Origin of the sequence: Actinoallomurus sp. NPDC052308, assembly GCF_040679195.1 — a bacterium.
GTDB lineage: Bacteria > Actinomycetota > Actinomycetes > Streptosporangiales > Streptosporangiaceae > Actinoallomurus > Actinoallomurus liliacearum.
Genome location: NZ_JBFAUM010000001.1, coordinates 260,794 through 275,493, shown reverse-complemented (window position 1 = coordinate 275,493; position 14,700 = coordinate 260,794). Strand labels below are relative to the sequence as shown.

Genomic DNA, 14,700 nt, shown 5'->3' with positions numbered 1-14,700 from the left:
CAGCGGCAGGTCCTTCGTCGTCTCGGAGTCCAGCGGGGACGAATCCTGGATCGTGCCGGAGTCCACCGTCGGGAGTTCCTGGGTCTCCGCGGCGGCGGACGGCGACTCGCCGGAAGCGGGAAGCTCTGGGACGGGCAGGTCCTGCGTCTCGACGCTGTCCCCGGTCCCGGCCTGGTCCTCTTCGGGCGCCGGGACGACCGGCGGCGGAAGCTCCTGTGTCCCGGCCGACGCGACGTCCTCGCCCAGCGCGGGGAAACTCTGCGTGGGCTGCTCGGCGGCGTCGATCTCCTCCGGCTCGGGCACGGGCGGCAGCACGAGCGGGCGGCGCAGGACCGCGGGCGTTGGCGGCCGGCGTACGACCGGCGGTGGCGGCGCGACGGCCTCACCGTCCCCGGTGTACCGCTCGCCGAGCGACTCGGCGGCGATCTTCTCCTGCAGCTTGAGGATGCCGTGCAGGAGCGCCTCCGGCCGGGGCGGACAGCCCGGAACGTACACGTCGACGGGGATGATCTGGTCGACGCCCTTCGTCACGCAGTACGAGTCCCAGTACGGGCCGCCGCAGTTGGAGCAGGCGCCGAAGGAGATGACGTACTTCGGCTCGGGCATCTGCTCGTACAGCCGCTTCACGGCCGGCGCCATCTTGTCGCTGACCGTGCCGGAGACCACCATCAGGTCGGCCTGCCGCGGCCCCGGCGCGAAGGGGATGACGCCCAGCCTGATGAAGTCGTGCCGGGACATCGACGTCGCGATGAACTCGATGGCGCAGCAGGCCAAGCCGAAGTTGAACACCCACAGGGAGTACCGCCGCCCCCAGTTGAGCACGAACTTGATCGGCTTCGGGGCGAGCCGGGAGGCGGGCCCGATACGCGGCTCGGGGAGATCGACGGCACCCATGCCCCCATTCTTACGCGTCCTCACACCGCACCGGCGACAAGGTGGATGACGACGGGATCCTTGGGGCACAGTTGTCACAGATCGGTCATAGTGTGCAGCCGACAGCGTAGTCGATCAATCACGTTACGTACATCGACCGTCATGTTGATCGAGAGCGGCTCCTATCGGCGCGCCGAACGCCTCGCCGGCGGAGCGAAGGGCCGGGTCACGCCGCCGTTCCCGGTGGAGTTCGACCCGGCTGAGCTGCTGCCGCAGGACGACTGACCGCGGTCGGCGGCTCAGACCCAGCCCAGGACGCCCTTCTTCCAGGCGTACGCGAGGCCGGCGGCGATGAAGGCGAGGAAGACGAACATCTCGCCGAGCGTCACGTAGCCGTATCCCTTGGCGGAGAAGACCGTCGCCCAGGGGAACAGGAACACCGCGTCGACCGCGAACACGACGTACAGGTAGGCGAAGACGTAGTAGCGGACGTACGACTGCGCCCAGCCCTCACCGACGGGGTCGACACCGCACTCGTACGTCGTGAGCTTCTCCGGGGTGGGCCGGTGCGGGCGCAGCGCCCGGTTGGCCAGGAACGCGCCGCCCACGATCGCACCGCCGATCACGAACAGCACGACGACCGTCAGGTAGGTCCCGTAATAGCCGTGCACGAACCTCAGCGTAATCGGATCATCCGCCGCAGACGACCTCACCCGCCCGCCACGCGACGTGCGCCCGGCTCCCAGGCGGAGGAAGGCGACCGGAGTGCTCGGCCATCGCAGACACGGCCCGAGGCAGGCACGGCCCATCGCGGGCACAGGCCGAGGCAGGCACGGGCCATCGCACGCACGGCCCACCGCGGGCACGGGCCATCGCGGGCGGTCGATGGCCGCCTCCGCCGGCGTGGGCCGGGGGGCGGGCGGAACTCTCAGCGAATGGTCGGTCGCAGGGCCGACGATCCGAACCTTCCAGGCGCTTCGCTTCCCTGTCGCCCGACTTCACCGAGCCTTCGACACACTGCGGCGGTCAGTCGTCCAGAGGGACGGCGGCGAGGCCGTGCAGGCCGGCTCGGATGCGGTCCGGCGGCATCTCGCGAACGGTGACGAGATAGTCGATGACGTCGGCGCGCAGCGCGGTGAACAGGGCGTGCGCCAGGTACTCGGCGTCGTCGTCGGGGCGGGCCGCGGTGAGGCGACGGGTGAGCTCGTCGATCCAGAACCGGCTGGCGGCGTTCGCGTAGTAGGCGTGCGGACCGCGGTGTTCGAGCGCGCGGATGAGGGTTCGGTTGGCCCAGACGAAGTCGAGCAGGGCGTCCAGGTAGGCGTGCAGCGCGGCGGCGGCCGGGCCGCCGGGGCCGAGCGGCGGCGGGCCCGCCTCGACGGCGTCGCGCAAGGCGGTGACCCGGGGTTCGATGACCGCCTCGATCAAGGCGGTGCGGTCTCCGAACCGGCGGAACAGCGTGCCCTTGCCGACACCGGCCGCCGTGGCGATCTCGCTCATCGACACCGCCTCCGCGCCGTCGCGGTCGAAGAGAGCGGCGGCGGCCGCCAGGATCGCCTGCCGGTTACGGGCGGCGTCGGCCCGCTCGGGCTTGCCGGGCATCGATTCTCCTCCTTGCCAACCGGACCATCGGTCCGTATCGTACCGAACCGATTTCGGACCGTCGGTCCGGTTATCTTCGGAGGAGTCTTCACCATGGACGCATCCACCACCGACTGGCGCGCGTTGAACGCCCAGGCGATCAACGGCCTACACGAGAACGCCCCTGGCCCTTACCGCGAAGGCAGGCCGGTGCCACGGGCGATCTCGGTCGTGGGACGCATCCGGCAGGCCGGAGGACCCGCGCCACCCTTCTCCACAGCCTGTGGACAACTCTCGGAACGACCACCCCCGGCGCGGTACCGCCAAGGCTCGGCGAACGCCGCGTCCAGCGGGGCGATTCGCCCGCCTCACGCCGATCGCCGCCCCGATCACCGAGCCTTTCACTCGGCCCTTCGGCTCCTCTCCCCTACGAACCTCAACGCGCCGCTACGCAGAGCGTCCGAAGTGTCGCCGGCACTCGATGGCGGCATCGGTGCAGGCAGCAGGACAGGTCCACCTCCACGGAGGGCCACTCGTACGGGCATCGACCGGGTAACAGACCGCTTATCCGCCTTGTCCGACGATCACCGCAAACGTAGGGTCTCGGCGTCGATCGTTATACAGGGGACATCAATTGAGCACGGAGCGAGACGGCGTTCAGGAGCCGTCGCCGGGACAGCCGGAAAAGCCGGAGGAGACCGAGCACGCAGGAGCGCCGGAAGGGGCGCATCCGTCCGCGCCGGGCGAAGGTTCAGCGCAGACGCCCCCATCCAGCCCACGCGAACCGTCCCCGCAAGGAGCAGGATCGGGGCTTGACCCGCAGGCCGCCCCACCGGAGCAGACCGCGCCAGGACAGGCTGCGCCGGGGCAGGCGGCGTTCGACCAGGCTGCCCCGCCGGAGCACGCGGCATCAGGGCAGGCCGCGGAGGCCGTGCGGGCGAGTGGTCCGGTCCAGGACGCCACCGAGCCGGCCTCCGCCGGCGAAGAACCGCGCTCGGACGAACCGGCCGGACCCACCGGCGCAGAGCCGGAGCCTCCCGGGCCGCCCGCTGAGACCGGCGTGTGGCCGGGGCAGTCGGGATCTCCATCGCCTGCTCCCCCTGCCCCTGCGCACCAGGGAACGTCACCCGCCGGCCCGCCGAGCGTGCCCGGCGATGACGCCGGGTGGTCCGGCGTTCCGGACCCGGCCTCGCCGGGCGGACCCGCTCCGTACCCGGGCGCCCCGGCCGGACCCGGCCCGCACCCGGAGAACCCGGGCGGCACCCTTCCCTACCCGGAGCACGCCGGCGGACCCGGTCCCCACCAGAACGCCCCGGCCGGGCCCGGCCCGCACCCAGAAAACGCCGGCGGCAGCCTTCCCTACGCGGAGAACGCCGGCGGGCCCGGTTCCTACCCGGGTGGTCCTGCGGGCCCCGGGCCTTACCCCGGCGGGCCGGGCGGGCCTGGGCCGTACGGGGACGGCGCCGGGGGGCCCGGCCCCTGGGTGGGGAACCCGGCCGGTCCCGGCCCGTACGGGCCGAACTCCGGGGGGCCCGGACCGTACGGGCCGAACCCCGGGGGGCCCGGACCGTACGGGCCGAACCCCGGGGGGCCCGGACCGTACGCCGGAGGCCCCGCGGGACCGTGGGAGAACCCTGGCGGGCCCGCTCCCGGCGGGCCGCAGGGCTGGGGCGGCGGGCAGACCTGGGGTGCGCCCCAGCCGTACGGGTTCCCGCCGCCGCCCGCGAAGAAGTCGAAGGGCGTTCTCATCGCGGTGCTGGCCGGCGCCGGTGTGGTGTTCGTCGTTCTCGCCGTCATCGGGGTCGCGGCGCTGGGCCGCTCCGGGGACGATCCCAAGACCACGTCGGGCAAGGCGGCGCGCCAGGCGGGTCAGACGATCGGCAAGGCGGGCGGGGTGACGCTGACGGGAACGTACGCCGGAAGCCAGGCGACGTTCAGCGTCACGAAGGCGGGGAGCGCTCGTGGCACCTTCACCGGAGGCGGTTCGCAGGTCTCCCGGGTCGATGTCGGCGGAACCACCTACCTGAAGGCGGGCAGCGGCTTCTGGAACGACGAGGGGCTGTCCTCGACCAGTGCGGAGAAGGCGAGCGGAACGTGGACGCGGGCTCCTGACGACCTCACGCTGCTCGACCTGGCCGACCTGGCGCCCTCCCGGCTGGCGTCCGTTCTCGGCCAGGCCTCGAACGATCCCCTGGCCGTACGGGCCACGGTCAACGGCGTGCAGGCCATCAAGATGAGGGTCAGCACCCGGACGTACTACGTCACGAAGAGCGAGCCACGCCGGCTGCTCCGGATCGAGGGCGCCTCGGGGGCGGAGCGATACGGCTTCGACGTCACGCCGCTGACGTCGGCCGGCGCCGGCACGCTGTTCAGCGGGCTGCGCGGCGACGTGCAGGCGCTGAAGGACGCCTACGACCCCGACCTCACCGTGCTGCCGGTCAGCGCTCTGAAGTTCGGCAGCTGCACCGAGTCGGGCTGCACCGTCAAGGCCGACGTCCGGGCGACGACGCTCGGCGACTCGACCGGAGACGTCCACGTCACCATGAAGGTCGTGTTCAGCGCTACCAAGGGCGGGTCCGCCGTTTCCACCTGCACCGACTCGGCCACGACGAAGGCGGACTCCCAGGTGGGGCTGTCCTGCCGGACGAGCGGCGGGAAGTGGTCGTCCTGGTACCGCTCGCACAACGGGAACTTCTCGATCCATGCGATGCCGTCGTTCTCCGCGACCGTCAACTCCACCTCCGACGTCAACGCGCTGCTGAGCAAGCTGACGCAGGAGCAGCGGACCGGCTGAGGACGGTGGGCGCCGGGGCCATGGACCCGGCGCCCACCGGTCCGTGGTCTCACGGGGTTTCACGCCGCTCGCCGCCCGGCTTCTCCGGGCCTTCGCGGCCGCCCGGGGACATGCCGTGCCTGCCCGCTTCGGCGAAAGCCGAGGCTGAGGCCATATAGTTCGGCACTGTGTCCGGACTCCTGCTCTTCGCGCGGCTGCACGTCGACCTGTGCCGGTCGGCGAGCGCGCTGTGTCCGGAGCCGGCGGCCTGATCCGGCCGCCCGACGCGGCGCGCCGAGCCGCCGTTCACATGTATGCCGACGCCGTGGCCTGGGAAGTCAGTACGGGGCGGGCACGTGAACGGGGCGGACCTTCGAGCGCTGCGACGCATCTCACAAGCGCGCCTCTAGCCGCGAATGTTGAAATAACCACGTGATCCGGGACGTAGCATGAAGGTAAGCCTAAGTGGCACGTCGGATGCGGACGCCTCCCTCCGCCCGAGTGCCGCGCGTCGAGGAGGTCCTGCTCTGTGACCAAACAGGTCCGGCAACTCGACCGCGTCATCATCCGTTTCGCCGGGGACTCCGGTGACGGCATGCAGCTGACCGGCGACCGCTTCACTCAGGAGACGGCCGCGTTCGGCAATGACCTGTCAACACTGCCCAATTTCCCCGCCGAGATCCGCGCGCCGGCCGGCACGCTTCCCGGCGTCTCGAGTTTCCAGCTGCACTTCGCCGACCACGACATCCTGACGCCGGGCGACGCGCCCAACGTCCTGGTCGCGATGAACCCGGCGGCGCTGAAGGCCAACGTCGGCGACCTGCCGCGCGGCGCGGACCTCATCGTGAACACCGACGAGTTCACGAAGCGCGCTTTGGCCAAGGTCGGGTACGCGGCCAACCCGCTCGAGGACGGCTCACTCGACGAGTACCGCGTGCACTCGCTGCCGCTGACCTCGATGACCGTGAAGGCGCTCGAGGACTTCGACATCTCCAAGAAGGACGCCGAGCGCGCGAAGAACATGTTCGCGCTCGGCCTGCTGTCCTGGCTGTACCACCGGCCGACCGAGGCGACGGTCCGGTTCCTCGAGGTCAAGTTCGCCAAGAAGCCCGAGATCATGAAGGCCAACATCGCGGCCTTCCAGGCGGGCTGGAACTACGGCGAGACCACCGAGTCGTTCTCGGTGTCGTACGAGGTGAAGCCGGCGACGCTGCCCCCGGGGTTGTACCGCAACATCTCCGGCAACATGGCCCTGGCGTACGGGCTGATCGCGGGAAGCGTGCGGTCCGGGCTGCCCCTGTTTCTCGGCTCGTACCCCATCACGCCGGCCTCCGACATCCTGCACGAGCTGTCCAAGCACAAGCGGTTCGGGGTTCGAACGTTCCAGGCCGAGGACGAGATCGCGGCGGTGGGCGCCGCGCTCGGCGCGTCGTTCGGCGGCGCGCTCGGCGTGACGACGACGTCCGGCCCGGGCCTCGCGCTGAAGGCCGAGACGGTCGGCCTCGGCGTCGCGACGGAGCTGCCGCTGGTCGTCATCGACGTGCAGCGAGCGGGCCCGTCGACGGGCATGCCGACCAAGACCGAGCAGGCCGACCTGCTGCAGGCGATGTACGGGCGCAACGGCGAGGCGCCGGTGCCGGTGGTGGCGCCGCGCACGCCGTCGGACTGCTTCGCGACCGCGGTCGAGGCCGCGCGCCTCGCGGTGAAGTACCGCACCCCGGTGATCCTGCTGTCCGACGGGTACCTCGCGAACGGCTCCGAGCCCTGGCAGCTCCCCGACGTCGACACGCTGCCGGAGATCGATCCGGCCTTCGCGCAGCCGGGCGAGGAGGAGTTCCAGCCGTTCAAGCGCGACCCGGAGACCCTGGCCCGGCCGTGGGCCGTGCCGGGCACGGCGGGGCTGGAGCACCGCATCGGCGGCATCGAGAAGGCCGACGGCAGCGGCAACATCTCCTACGACCCGGACAACCACGACCTGATGGTGCGGCTGCGCCAGGCGAAGATCGACGGCATCGCCCGCGACATCGCGCCGCTGGCCGTGGACGACCCCACCGGCGACGCGCGCGTGCTCGTGCTCGGCTGGGGCGGCACGTACGGCGCGATCACCGCGGCCGTACGGCGGGTCCGCAACTCCGGGAGCGAGGTCGCGCAGGCGCACCTGCGGCATCTCAACCCGTTCCCGGCCAACCTCGAAGAGGTGCTGCGCTCGTACGACAAGGTGATCGTGCCGGAGATCAACCTGGGCCAGCTCGCGCTGATCCTGCGCGGCCGTTTCCTCGTCGACGTGATCGGCTACAACCGCGTCCGCGGCCTGCCTTTCAAGGCGGAAGAACTCGCGGACGTCATCCGGGATGTGATCAACTCATGAGCGATCCCCTCGCCCTCGTGCCGAAGGACCCCGAACGGCAGACCGCGAAGGACTTCAAGACCGACCAGGAGGTCCGCTGGTGCCCCGGGTGCGGTGACTACGCGATCCTCGCGGCGGTGCAGGGGTTCCTGCCGGAGCTCGGCCTGAAGCGGGAGAACATCGTCTTCGTCTCGGGCATCGGCTGCTCGTCGCGGTTCCCGTACTACATGAACACCTACGGGTTCCACTCGATCCACGGACGCGCTCCGGCGATCGCGACGGGACTGGCGGCCTCGCGCCCGGATCTGTCGGTGTGGGTGGTGACCGGTGACGGCGACTCGCTGTCGATCGGCGGCAACCACCTGATCCACGCGCTGCGCCGCAACGTCAACCTGAAGATCCTGCTGTTCAACAACCGGATCTACGGGCTGACGAAGGGGCAGTACTCCCCGACCTCGGAGGTCGGGAAGATCACCAAGTCGACCCCGCTGGGTTCGCTGGACTCGCCGTTCAACCCGATCTCGCTGGCGATCGGCGCGGAGGCGTCGTTCGTGGCCCGGACGATCGACTCCGACCGCAAGCACCTGCAGTCGGTGCTGCGGGAGGCCGCCACGCACAACGGCACGGCGCTCGTCGAGATCTACCAGAACTGCAACATCTTCAACGACGACGCGTTCTTGCCGCTGAAGAACCCCGAGACCCGCGACGACGTGACGATCCGCCTCGAGCACGGTGAGCCGGTCGTGTTCGGCGCGAACCGGGACAAGGCACTGCGGCGGTCGGCCTCCGGCTCGCTGGAGGTCGTCCCGGCGGACTCCCCGGACATCCTCGTGCACGACGCGAAGAACCCGGACCCGTCCCTGGCGTTCGCGCTGTCCCGGCTCGACTCGCCGGCGTTCGAGCACACGCCGATCGGGATCTTCCGCAACGTCGAGCGCCCGTCGTACGACGAGCTGATGCGGACCCAGATCGACGAGGCCATCGCCCAGCAGGGCCCGGGCGACCTGGCCGGCCTGCTCGGCAGCGGAGACACCTGGCGCATCGACTGACACCGGCGAGCGCGGCGGGCGACACGCTGTTCCACCCGCGCGTGAATCGTGGAATCGTTCGGTCCCATGAGCGTGCGGGTGGAGAAGCAGGGTCCGGTGACGACGGTGGTGCTGGCCCGTCCCGAGGTGCGCAACGCGGTGGACGGGCCGACCGCGCGGGCGCTGGCCGAGGCGTTCGGTGAGTTCGACGCCGATCCTGCGGCGAGCGTCGCCGTGCTCTGGGGCGAGGGCGGCACCTTCTGCGCGGGCGCGGACTTGAAGGCGATGGGCACCGACCGCGGCAACCGGCTCGATCCGCCCAGCGCGTGCGCCTCCGCGCATGGCGTGTCCCACTCCGCGGAGGGCCCGATGGGTCCGACGCGGATGCGGCTGTCCAAGCCCGTGATCGCGGCGATCAGCGGGCACGCCGTCGCGGGCGGCCTCGAGCTGGCGGTCTGGTGCGACCTGCGCGTCGCCGAGGAGGACGCCGTGCTCGGGGTCTTCTGCCGCCGCTGGGGCGTCCCCCTGATCGACGGCGGCACTGTGCGCCTGCCGCGCCTGATCGGCGAGTCGCGGGCGGCGGACCTCATCCTCACCGGCCGCGCCGTGCCGGCGCCCGAGGCGCACGCGATGGGGCTGGTCAACCGCGTCGTTCCGCCGGGACAAGCGCGCGCGGCCGCGGAGGAGCTGGCCGCCCAGATAGCCGGGTTCCCGCAGGACTGCCTGCGGCACGACCGCATGTCCATGCTGGAGCAGCAGGGCCTGGAGGAGGACACGGCGATCGCGAACGAGTTCCGCCACGGCCGTGCCGTACTCGAGGAGACCGGGCTGGCCGGCGTCCAGCGCTTCCGGGACGGTGCCGGGCGGCACGGCTCCTTCGGCCGCTGATCAGACCGACAGCGGGTTGCTCGAGGTCGTCGTCGCGCCCGGAGTCGGAGTCGGTGTGGTCCCGGCCTGCGTCGGGCTCGGCGACGTCGACGTCTGGTTCGGGGTGGGCGTCCGCGACGGCGTGGTCAGGGTGGGGCTCGGCGTCGGGGTCTGCGTGGGAGGCGTCCAGACGGGGGCCGGGGTGGGCACCGGCGCGCCCTTTCCGGTCTTGAGCCGGTTCACGATCTCTTGGGCGGCGCTCTGGCCGAGGTTGCCGGTGATGAGCACCCGGCCCTTGGTGATCGGGGCGTCCACCCGGGGGGCGGCCACCACCTGGTCGCGTACGGTCAGTGCGAAGGTGCGGCCGGCGGCGTTGCGGGTGAGGCGTTTCAGCGCCCGGCCGTCCGCCGGGGCGAGGCTGATCGACACGGCGTACCCGCCGCTCTTCTTGGCACGCTCGACGTGGATGTCGTTCACCCGTTTGATGGTGATGCCGCTCGTCAGCTGATAGCACACCGGACCGATGCCGCTCTGGCCCATCATCCCCTGCACTCCGGGCGGGCACTGCTGACCGGGGATCGCCTGGGTGACCGGATAGATCTTCAGCGGGGCGGCGAAGCGCGCCGGATGCTCCTGGGAGAACGCCACGATGAGCGTGCCGGTCAGCGCGATGGCGGCGATGACGAGCCACAGGATGACGACGGCCGCGATCAGCCCCGGCCGGCCGCCGGCCCGTCGCGCGGGTCCCGCCGCGACCCCGCGTTCCGGCCGCGCGCCCGGGCGCCGCACGATCCGCATCACCGACCTCCGGTCCTCCGGTCTCCCGGTGGAGGACGGCTCTGCGCCGCCGGAGGTTGTCGTGCCGGCGCCGACCGGTGGCATCGGGGTGATCGGGGACCCGGCGGGCGGCATCAGCCGCGTCCGGCCGGCCGCGGCGTCGCCGCCGGGCTCCGGGGACCGGACGGGGGGCATCGGACGGGTCGTGCTCTCGGCGTCGCCGACGGACCGGCCGGTCCGACCGGCGGGCGGCGTCTCGGGTCCGGGCCCGGCGGCGGGCTGCGTCTCGGGCGCGGGCCCGCCGGCGGCCTGCGGGGACTCGACGGGAGGCATCGGACGGGTCGTGTCCTCGGCGTCGGCGCCGGGCTCCGGGGGCCGTCCGTGCGGGGAGGCCGGTCGGCGGGCGGACCGATGAACCGCGAACCTCAAGTGTCTTCTCCTCCGCGTGGGGGCGGGCGGAAGTCTCTCGCCGGGGCATGAATCAGGTCAATCGCATCATGCGGACGGCCCGGCGCGCCAGACCGGGCGGCTCCGCGTCCGTGGGCGGGACGCGCCGTACTCCAGGTTTTCGCCGGTCCTGGCCGGGTAATCCGTGCCGCAAAACTCTGCGCCGAACCTGGAAGGCCACGGCCGACTCGCGTTGGATCTTTCGTGCGTCACCCATGATTCACTCGCCGCAGCCGGGTATGAGCGTCTGGTCACCGATCACCCTGGGTGCGGGTCTCGGCCGACCTGAGGACCACGGAGAGGGGAACGAACATGGTTGCCATCGGTTACACGATGATGTGCGAGCAGGCGACTCCGGACCAACTCGTGCGCGATGTCCGATCCGCAGAGACCGCCGGGTTCGACTTCTCGGTCATCAGCGACCACTACTTCCCCTGGCTCCCAGCGCAGGGCCACGCGGGGTACGCCTGGGCGATCCTGGGGGCCGCCGCGCAGGCCACGGAGCGGATCCCGCTGATGACCTTCGTGACGTGCCCGACGATGCGTTACCACCCGGCGATCGTGGCCCAGAAGGCCGCCACCGTGCAGATCCTGGCCGGCGGCCGGTTCCGCCTCGGCCTGGGCGCCGGGGAGAACCTCAACGAGCACGTCGTGGGCAAGGGCTGGCCGATGGCGAGCGTCCGGCACGAGATGCTGAGCGAGGCCGTCGAGGTGATCGCCGCGCTGTTCGACGGCGGGACGATCGACTACCGGGGCGCCCACTTCGACGTCGAGTCGGCCAAGCTGTGGGACCTGCCCGACCAGCGCGTGCCGATCGGCGTGGCGGTCTCGGGACCCGAGTCCTGCCGGGTGGCGGGCGAGCAGGCCGACATGATGATCGCCACCGAGCCGAAGGGCGAGCTCGGTGAGATGTTCGACGCCTCCGGCGGGTCCGGCAAGCCGCGGGTCGGGCAGATCGCCATCGCGTACGACACCGACCGGGAGGCGGCGGTCAAGCGGGCCCACGAGCAGTTCCGGTGGTTCGGCCTCGGCTGGCCGGTGAACGCCAACCTGCCGGGGACCGGCGCGTTCGAGTCGGCGAGTCAGTTCGTCACTCCGGAGCAGGTCGCCGAGCAGCTCTCGTGTGGTCCCGACGTCGACGAGCACGTGGAGAAGATCAAGGGCTTCGTCGACGCCGGGTTCGACGAGGTCGCGATCGTGCAGATCGGCGGCGAGCACCAGGACTCCTTCATCTCCTGGGCCGAACGCGAGTTGCTGCCCGCGGTCCGCTCGCTCTGAGGACCGGTCAGGGGGCCATCAGTTTGCCGTAGTCCGAGCACTTCCGCTGGCGGCCGACGACGAGCGTCCAGCCGGGCGAGGGATGCTGGTCGTCGAACGTCGGTGGCTGGTCGGACTCGGGTCCGACGTACTTCCAGCGGGCCATCCGTACACGGCGAATGTCCGGCTGGGCGGTCCCGGAGCAGACGACCTGGGCCATCAGCAGCCGGGTCACCGGCTGGTCCCGCTCGTACTCGACCGTCAGGATCCCGTCCCGGACCCTGATGGCGTGCACCACGAGATTCGCGAGAGGGCTCCACATGCCCGCCGCGAGCTCGTTCCCGGTCGGCCCGCTCTGCCACAGGTCGTACAGCGCGGCCTGGGGAGCGCCGGGGAAGGCCACCCGGCGCACCGGCACCAGCGCACCGCCGCGGACGAGGTAGACGGTCGTCTGCGGGACGGCCTGCTGGGCCACGGCCGGTTCACCGGCCCCGATCACGCCGGTGGGCCGTACTCCGCAGGCGGTGCCGAGCACCATGGTGACCAGGGCGAATATGACGCGGAATGCGAGGCGGGCCGTCACGCGGAGTCCTCGGGCCGGTTGGGCAGCCACAGCTCGAACGTCGTGCCGGTCTCGGTGTCGAGCAGGGTCAGCTCGCCGCCGTGCAGTTCGGCGTTGGCGCGAGCGATGGCCAGGCCGAGGCCGCTGCCCTCGCTGCGGGTCCGCGCGGCGTCGGCCTTGTAGAAGCGCTCGAACACGTGCTTGCGCACCTCCTCGGGGATGCCGGGCCCGCTGTCGGACACGCGCAGCCGGATGCCGGGACCGTCCGGCACGTACGAGCGCCGCAGCCGTACGGTGACGGGTCGTTCGCCGTGCCGGAGCGCGTTGCCGACCAGATTCGCCAGGATCATGTCGAAGCGCCGGGGGTCGACGCGGGCGCGCAGGTCCGGAGCCAGATCGGTCTCGACCTCCTCGTCCCAGTCGCGCAGCCGCAGACTCTGCTGGACGAGCTCCGGCAGGTCCACGTCGTCCAGGACCAGCGCCGCCGCTCCGGCGTCGAACCTGCTGATCTCCAGCAGGTGGCCGATCAGCGTGCGCAACCGGCGCGTCTCCTCGGCCACCAGCCCGGCGGCCGTGGCGGCGCTCCCGGTCGCCTCCTCCTCCAGGGCGTCCGTGACGGCGGTCATCGCGGTGAGCGGCGTGCGCAGTTCGTGGGACACGTCGGCCACGAACCGGCGGGCCGACCGCTCCATCTCCTGGAGTTCGGTGACGCTGGCCTCCAGGGCCTCGGCGCTGGAGTTGAAGATCCGGGCGAGGCGGGCGAGCTCGTCGCGGCCCCGGACCTCGACCCGCCGCTCCAGGTCGCCGGCGCCGAGGCCCTGCGCCGCCACCGCCAGCCGCCGGACCGGCCGCAACACGCTGCGCGCGGCGAGCAGGGCGAGCAGCAGCGCGACGACGACGGCCGCCCCGCTTCCGGCGGCGACCGAACGGGCCATCCGGTCGAGGTCGTCGCGTTCGCGCTGGAGGCTCACGATGACGTACGCCTCGATGGGGCTGGCGGTGCGGCCACGCGTGGTCGGGAGGTAGACCGGCGTGCCGACGACCAGGTAGGGCACTCCGCGCGAGGTGATCCGCTGGAAGTAGATCTGCCGGCCGCGCAGCGGCCGGGCGAGATCGTCGTGCGGCCCCGGCCCGCGGACGGCGGCGATCAGCTTGGGCGGGATGCGCAGGCGGGTGAAGTGCGCACCGCTCGTGGCCCAACCTCCGGGCTCGTCGCCGAGCACCCAGGACTGACGGCCGGGCTGGCGGGCCAGGGCCCGGCTGATCGGCTGGAGGAGGTCGGCGGTCAGGACCGTGCCGGGCAACTGCGTGGGCACCGTCTGGGCCAGGGCGTTGCGGACGTCGTTGACGACGGCGTTCTGCACGCGCTCCAGCATCGCCAGCCGCACCAGCCAGTACGCGATCCCGGCGGTGACCGCCGAGGCCAGCAGCGCCACGGCGGCGAACGCCGCGACCAGCCGGGCGCGCAGGCCGATCATGAGGCGACGAAGCGGTAGCCGAAGCCGCGTACGGTCTCGATGTACTTCGGCCGGGACGGCACGTCCTCGATCTTGGACCGGACGCGCTGCACGGTGGCGTCCACCAGCCGGGAGTCGCCGAGGAAGTCGTGCTCCCAGACGGAGGCCAGCAGCTGCTGCCGGGTCAGCACCTGACCGGGGTGCCGGGAGAGCTCGAGCAGGAGCCGGAGCTCGGTGGCGGTCAGGTGCACGTCCTGACCGGCCCGCCGCACCTTCATCGTGCCGCGGTCGATGACCAGGTCGCCGTGGGTGGAACGGTCCCCTGGCGCGCGCTCGACGCGGCGCAGCACCGCCCGCAGCCGCGCGTCCAGGACGCGCGGCTCGACCGGCTTGACGATGTAGTCGTCGGCCCCGGCCTCCAGGCCGACGACGACGTCGATGTCGTCGCTGCGGGCGGTCAGCAGGATGACGGGCAGGGAGTCCTCCGCGCGGATCCGGCGGCAGACCTCGACGCCGTCGATGCCCGGCAGCATGACGTCGAGGATGACGATCTCCGGGCGCTGCGCGCGTACCTGTTCCAGGCCGAGTTCGCCGGTCTCGCGGGCGGTCACGGAGTGTCCGAGCCGGGTCAGCGCGAACTCCAGACCGGCACGCGCCGAAGGGTCGTCCTCCACGAGCAAGATTGTCGCCACGCGTTCATTATCAGGACGCCCGGCGCAATAGTCGGAACG

13 protein-coding genes and 1 pseudogene are annotated in these 14,700 nt (G+C 71.8%); 7 read left to right on the top strand and 7 right to left on the bottom strand.

Features of this window, described 5'->3' with window-relative positions:
* Positions 1-393: 393 nt before the first annotated feature.
* A pseudogene (locus AB0L00_RS01440) lies at positions 394-894 on the bottom strand (NADH-quinone oxidoreductase subunit B family protein); the annotation flags it as partial.
* A 141-nt stretch (positions 895-1,035) separates the two neighbouring features.
* Here AB0L00_RS01440 and AB0L00_RS01435 point away from each other — a divergent pair.
* Positions 1,036-1,158 carry a hypothetical protein gene (locus tag AB0L00_RS01435; RefSeq protein ID WP_364426868.1) on the top strand — a complete coding sequence of 41 codons (123 nt, stop codon included), beginning with the start codon at positions 1,036-1,038 and terminating at the stop codon, positions 1,156-1,158.
* 14 nt (positions 1,159-1,172) lie between these two features.
* Here the strand turns inward: AB0L00_RS01435 and AB0L00_RS01430 are convergent, their stop codons facing one another.
* Positions 1,173-1,544 (bottom strand): NADH-quinone oxidoreductase subunit A, encoded by a 372-nt coding sequence (locus AB0L00_RS01430; RefSeq protein WP_345352486.1) that lies wholly within the window; start codon positions 1,542-1,544, stop codon positions 1,173-1,175.
* A 355-nt stretch (positions 1,545-1,899) separates the two neighbouring features.
* On the bottom strand, positions 1,900-2,475 hold the full coding sequence (locus AB0L00_RS01425) for a helix-turn-helix domain-containing protein (protein WP_364426866.1): 576 nt from the start codon (positions 2,473-2,475) through the stop codon (positions 1,900-1,902).
* A 1,462-nt stretch (positions 2,476-3,937) separates the two neighbouring features.
* Here AB0L00_RS01425 and AB0L00_RS01420 point away from each other — a divergent pair.
* The 5 genes from AB0L00_RS01420 (at position 3,938) to AB0L00_RS01400 (ending at position 9,490) form a co-directional block, all read left to right on the top strand.
* A complete protein-coding gene (locus tag AB0L00_RS01420; protein ID WP_364426863.1) occupies positions 3,938-5,248 on the top strand; it encodes a hypothetical protein in 1,311 nt (436 codons plus the stop codon).
* Between the two features lie 167 nt (positions 5,249-5,415).
* Positions 5,416-5,499 carry a putative leader peptide gene (locus AB0L00_RS01415; protein ID WP_364402014.1) on the top strand — a complete coding sequence of 28 codons (84 nt, stop codon included), beginning with the start codon at positions 5,416-5,418 and terminating at the stop codon, positions 5,497-5,499.
* Positions 5,500-5,756: 257 nt separating this feature from the next.
* Positions 5,757-7,595 (top strand): 2-oxoacid:acceptor oxidoreductase subunit alpha, encoded by a 1,839-nt coding sequence (locus tag AB0L00_RS01410; RefSeq protein WP_364426861.1) that lies wholly within the window; start codon positions 5,757-5,759, stop codon positions 7,593-7,595.
* Positions 7,592-8,623 (top strand): 2-oxoacid:ferredoxin oxidoreductase subunit beta, encoded by a 1,032-nt coding sequence (locus AB0L00_RS01405; protein ID WP_364426859.1) that lies wholly within the window; start codon positions 7,592-7,594, stop codon positions 8,621-8,623. Before AB0L00_RS01410 ends, AB0L00_RS01405 begins: the two co-directional genes overlap by 4 nt.
* A 66-nt stretch (positions 8,624-8,689) precedes the next feature.
* A complete protein-coding gene (locus AB0L00_RS01400; protein ID WP_364426858.1) occupies positions 8,690-9,490 on the top strand; it encodes a crotonase/enoyl-CoA hydratase family protein in 801 nt (266 codons plus the stop codon).
* On the opposite strand, the gene AB0L00_RS01395 is transcribed toward AB0L00_RS01400, so the two are convergent.
* Positions 9,491-10,675, bottom strand: a complete 1,185-nt coding sequence (locus AB0L00_RS01395) for a hypothetical protein (protein ID WP_364426856.1) — start codon at positions 10,673-10,675, stop codon at positions 9,491-9,493. It abuts the gene before it with no gap.
* 330 nt (positions 10,676-11,005) lie between these two features.
* Here AB0L00_RS01395 and AB0L00_RS01390 point away from each other — a divergent pair, with 330 nt between their 5' ends.
* The gene (locus AB0L00_RS01390; RefSeq protein WP_364426854.1) at positions 11,006-11,971 is read left to right on the top strand and encodes a TIGR03557 family F420-dependent LLM class oxidoreductase; all 966 of its coding nucleotides are present in this window, start codon (positions 11,006-11,008) and stop codon (positions 11,969-11,971) included.
* Positions 11,972-11,978: 7 nt separating this feature from the next.
* Here AB0L00_RS01390 and AB0L00_RS01385 read toward each other — a convergent pair whose 3' ends face one another.
* From AB0L00_RS01385 to AB0L00_RS01375, 3 genes are read right to left on the bottom strand one after another with little or no spacing between them, the layout of a single operon-like run.
* Entirely contained in the window at positions 11,979-12,533 is a 555-nt protein-coding gene (locus AB0L00_RS01385; RefSeq protein WP_364426852.1) for a hypothetical protein, read from the bottom strand.
* Entirely contained in the window at positions 12,530-13,990 is a 1,461-nt protein-coding gene (locus AB0L00_RS01380; protein ID WP_364426849.1) for a HAMP domain-containing sensor histidine kinase, read from the bottom strand. The genes AB0L00_RS01385 and AB0L00_RS01380 overlap by 4 nt, the downstream gene beginning before the upstream one ends.
* The gene (locus tag AB0L00_RS01375; RefSeq protein WP_345352450.1) at positions 13,987-14,661 is read right to left on the bottom strand and encodes a response regulator transcription factor; all 675 of its coding nucleotides are present in this window, start codon (positions 14,659-14,661) and stop codon (positions 13,987-13,989) included. The genes AB0L00_RS01380 and AB0L00_RS01375 overlap by 4 nt, the downstream gene beginning before the upstream one ends.
* Between the last annotated feature and the right edge of the window lie 39 nt (positions 14,662-14,700).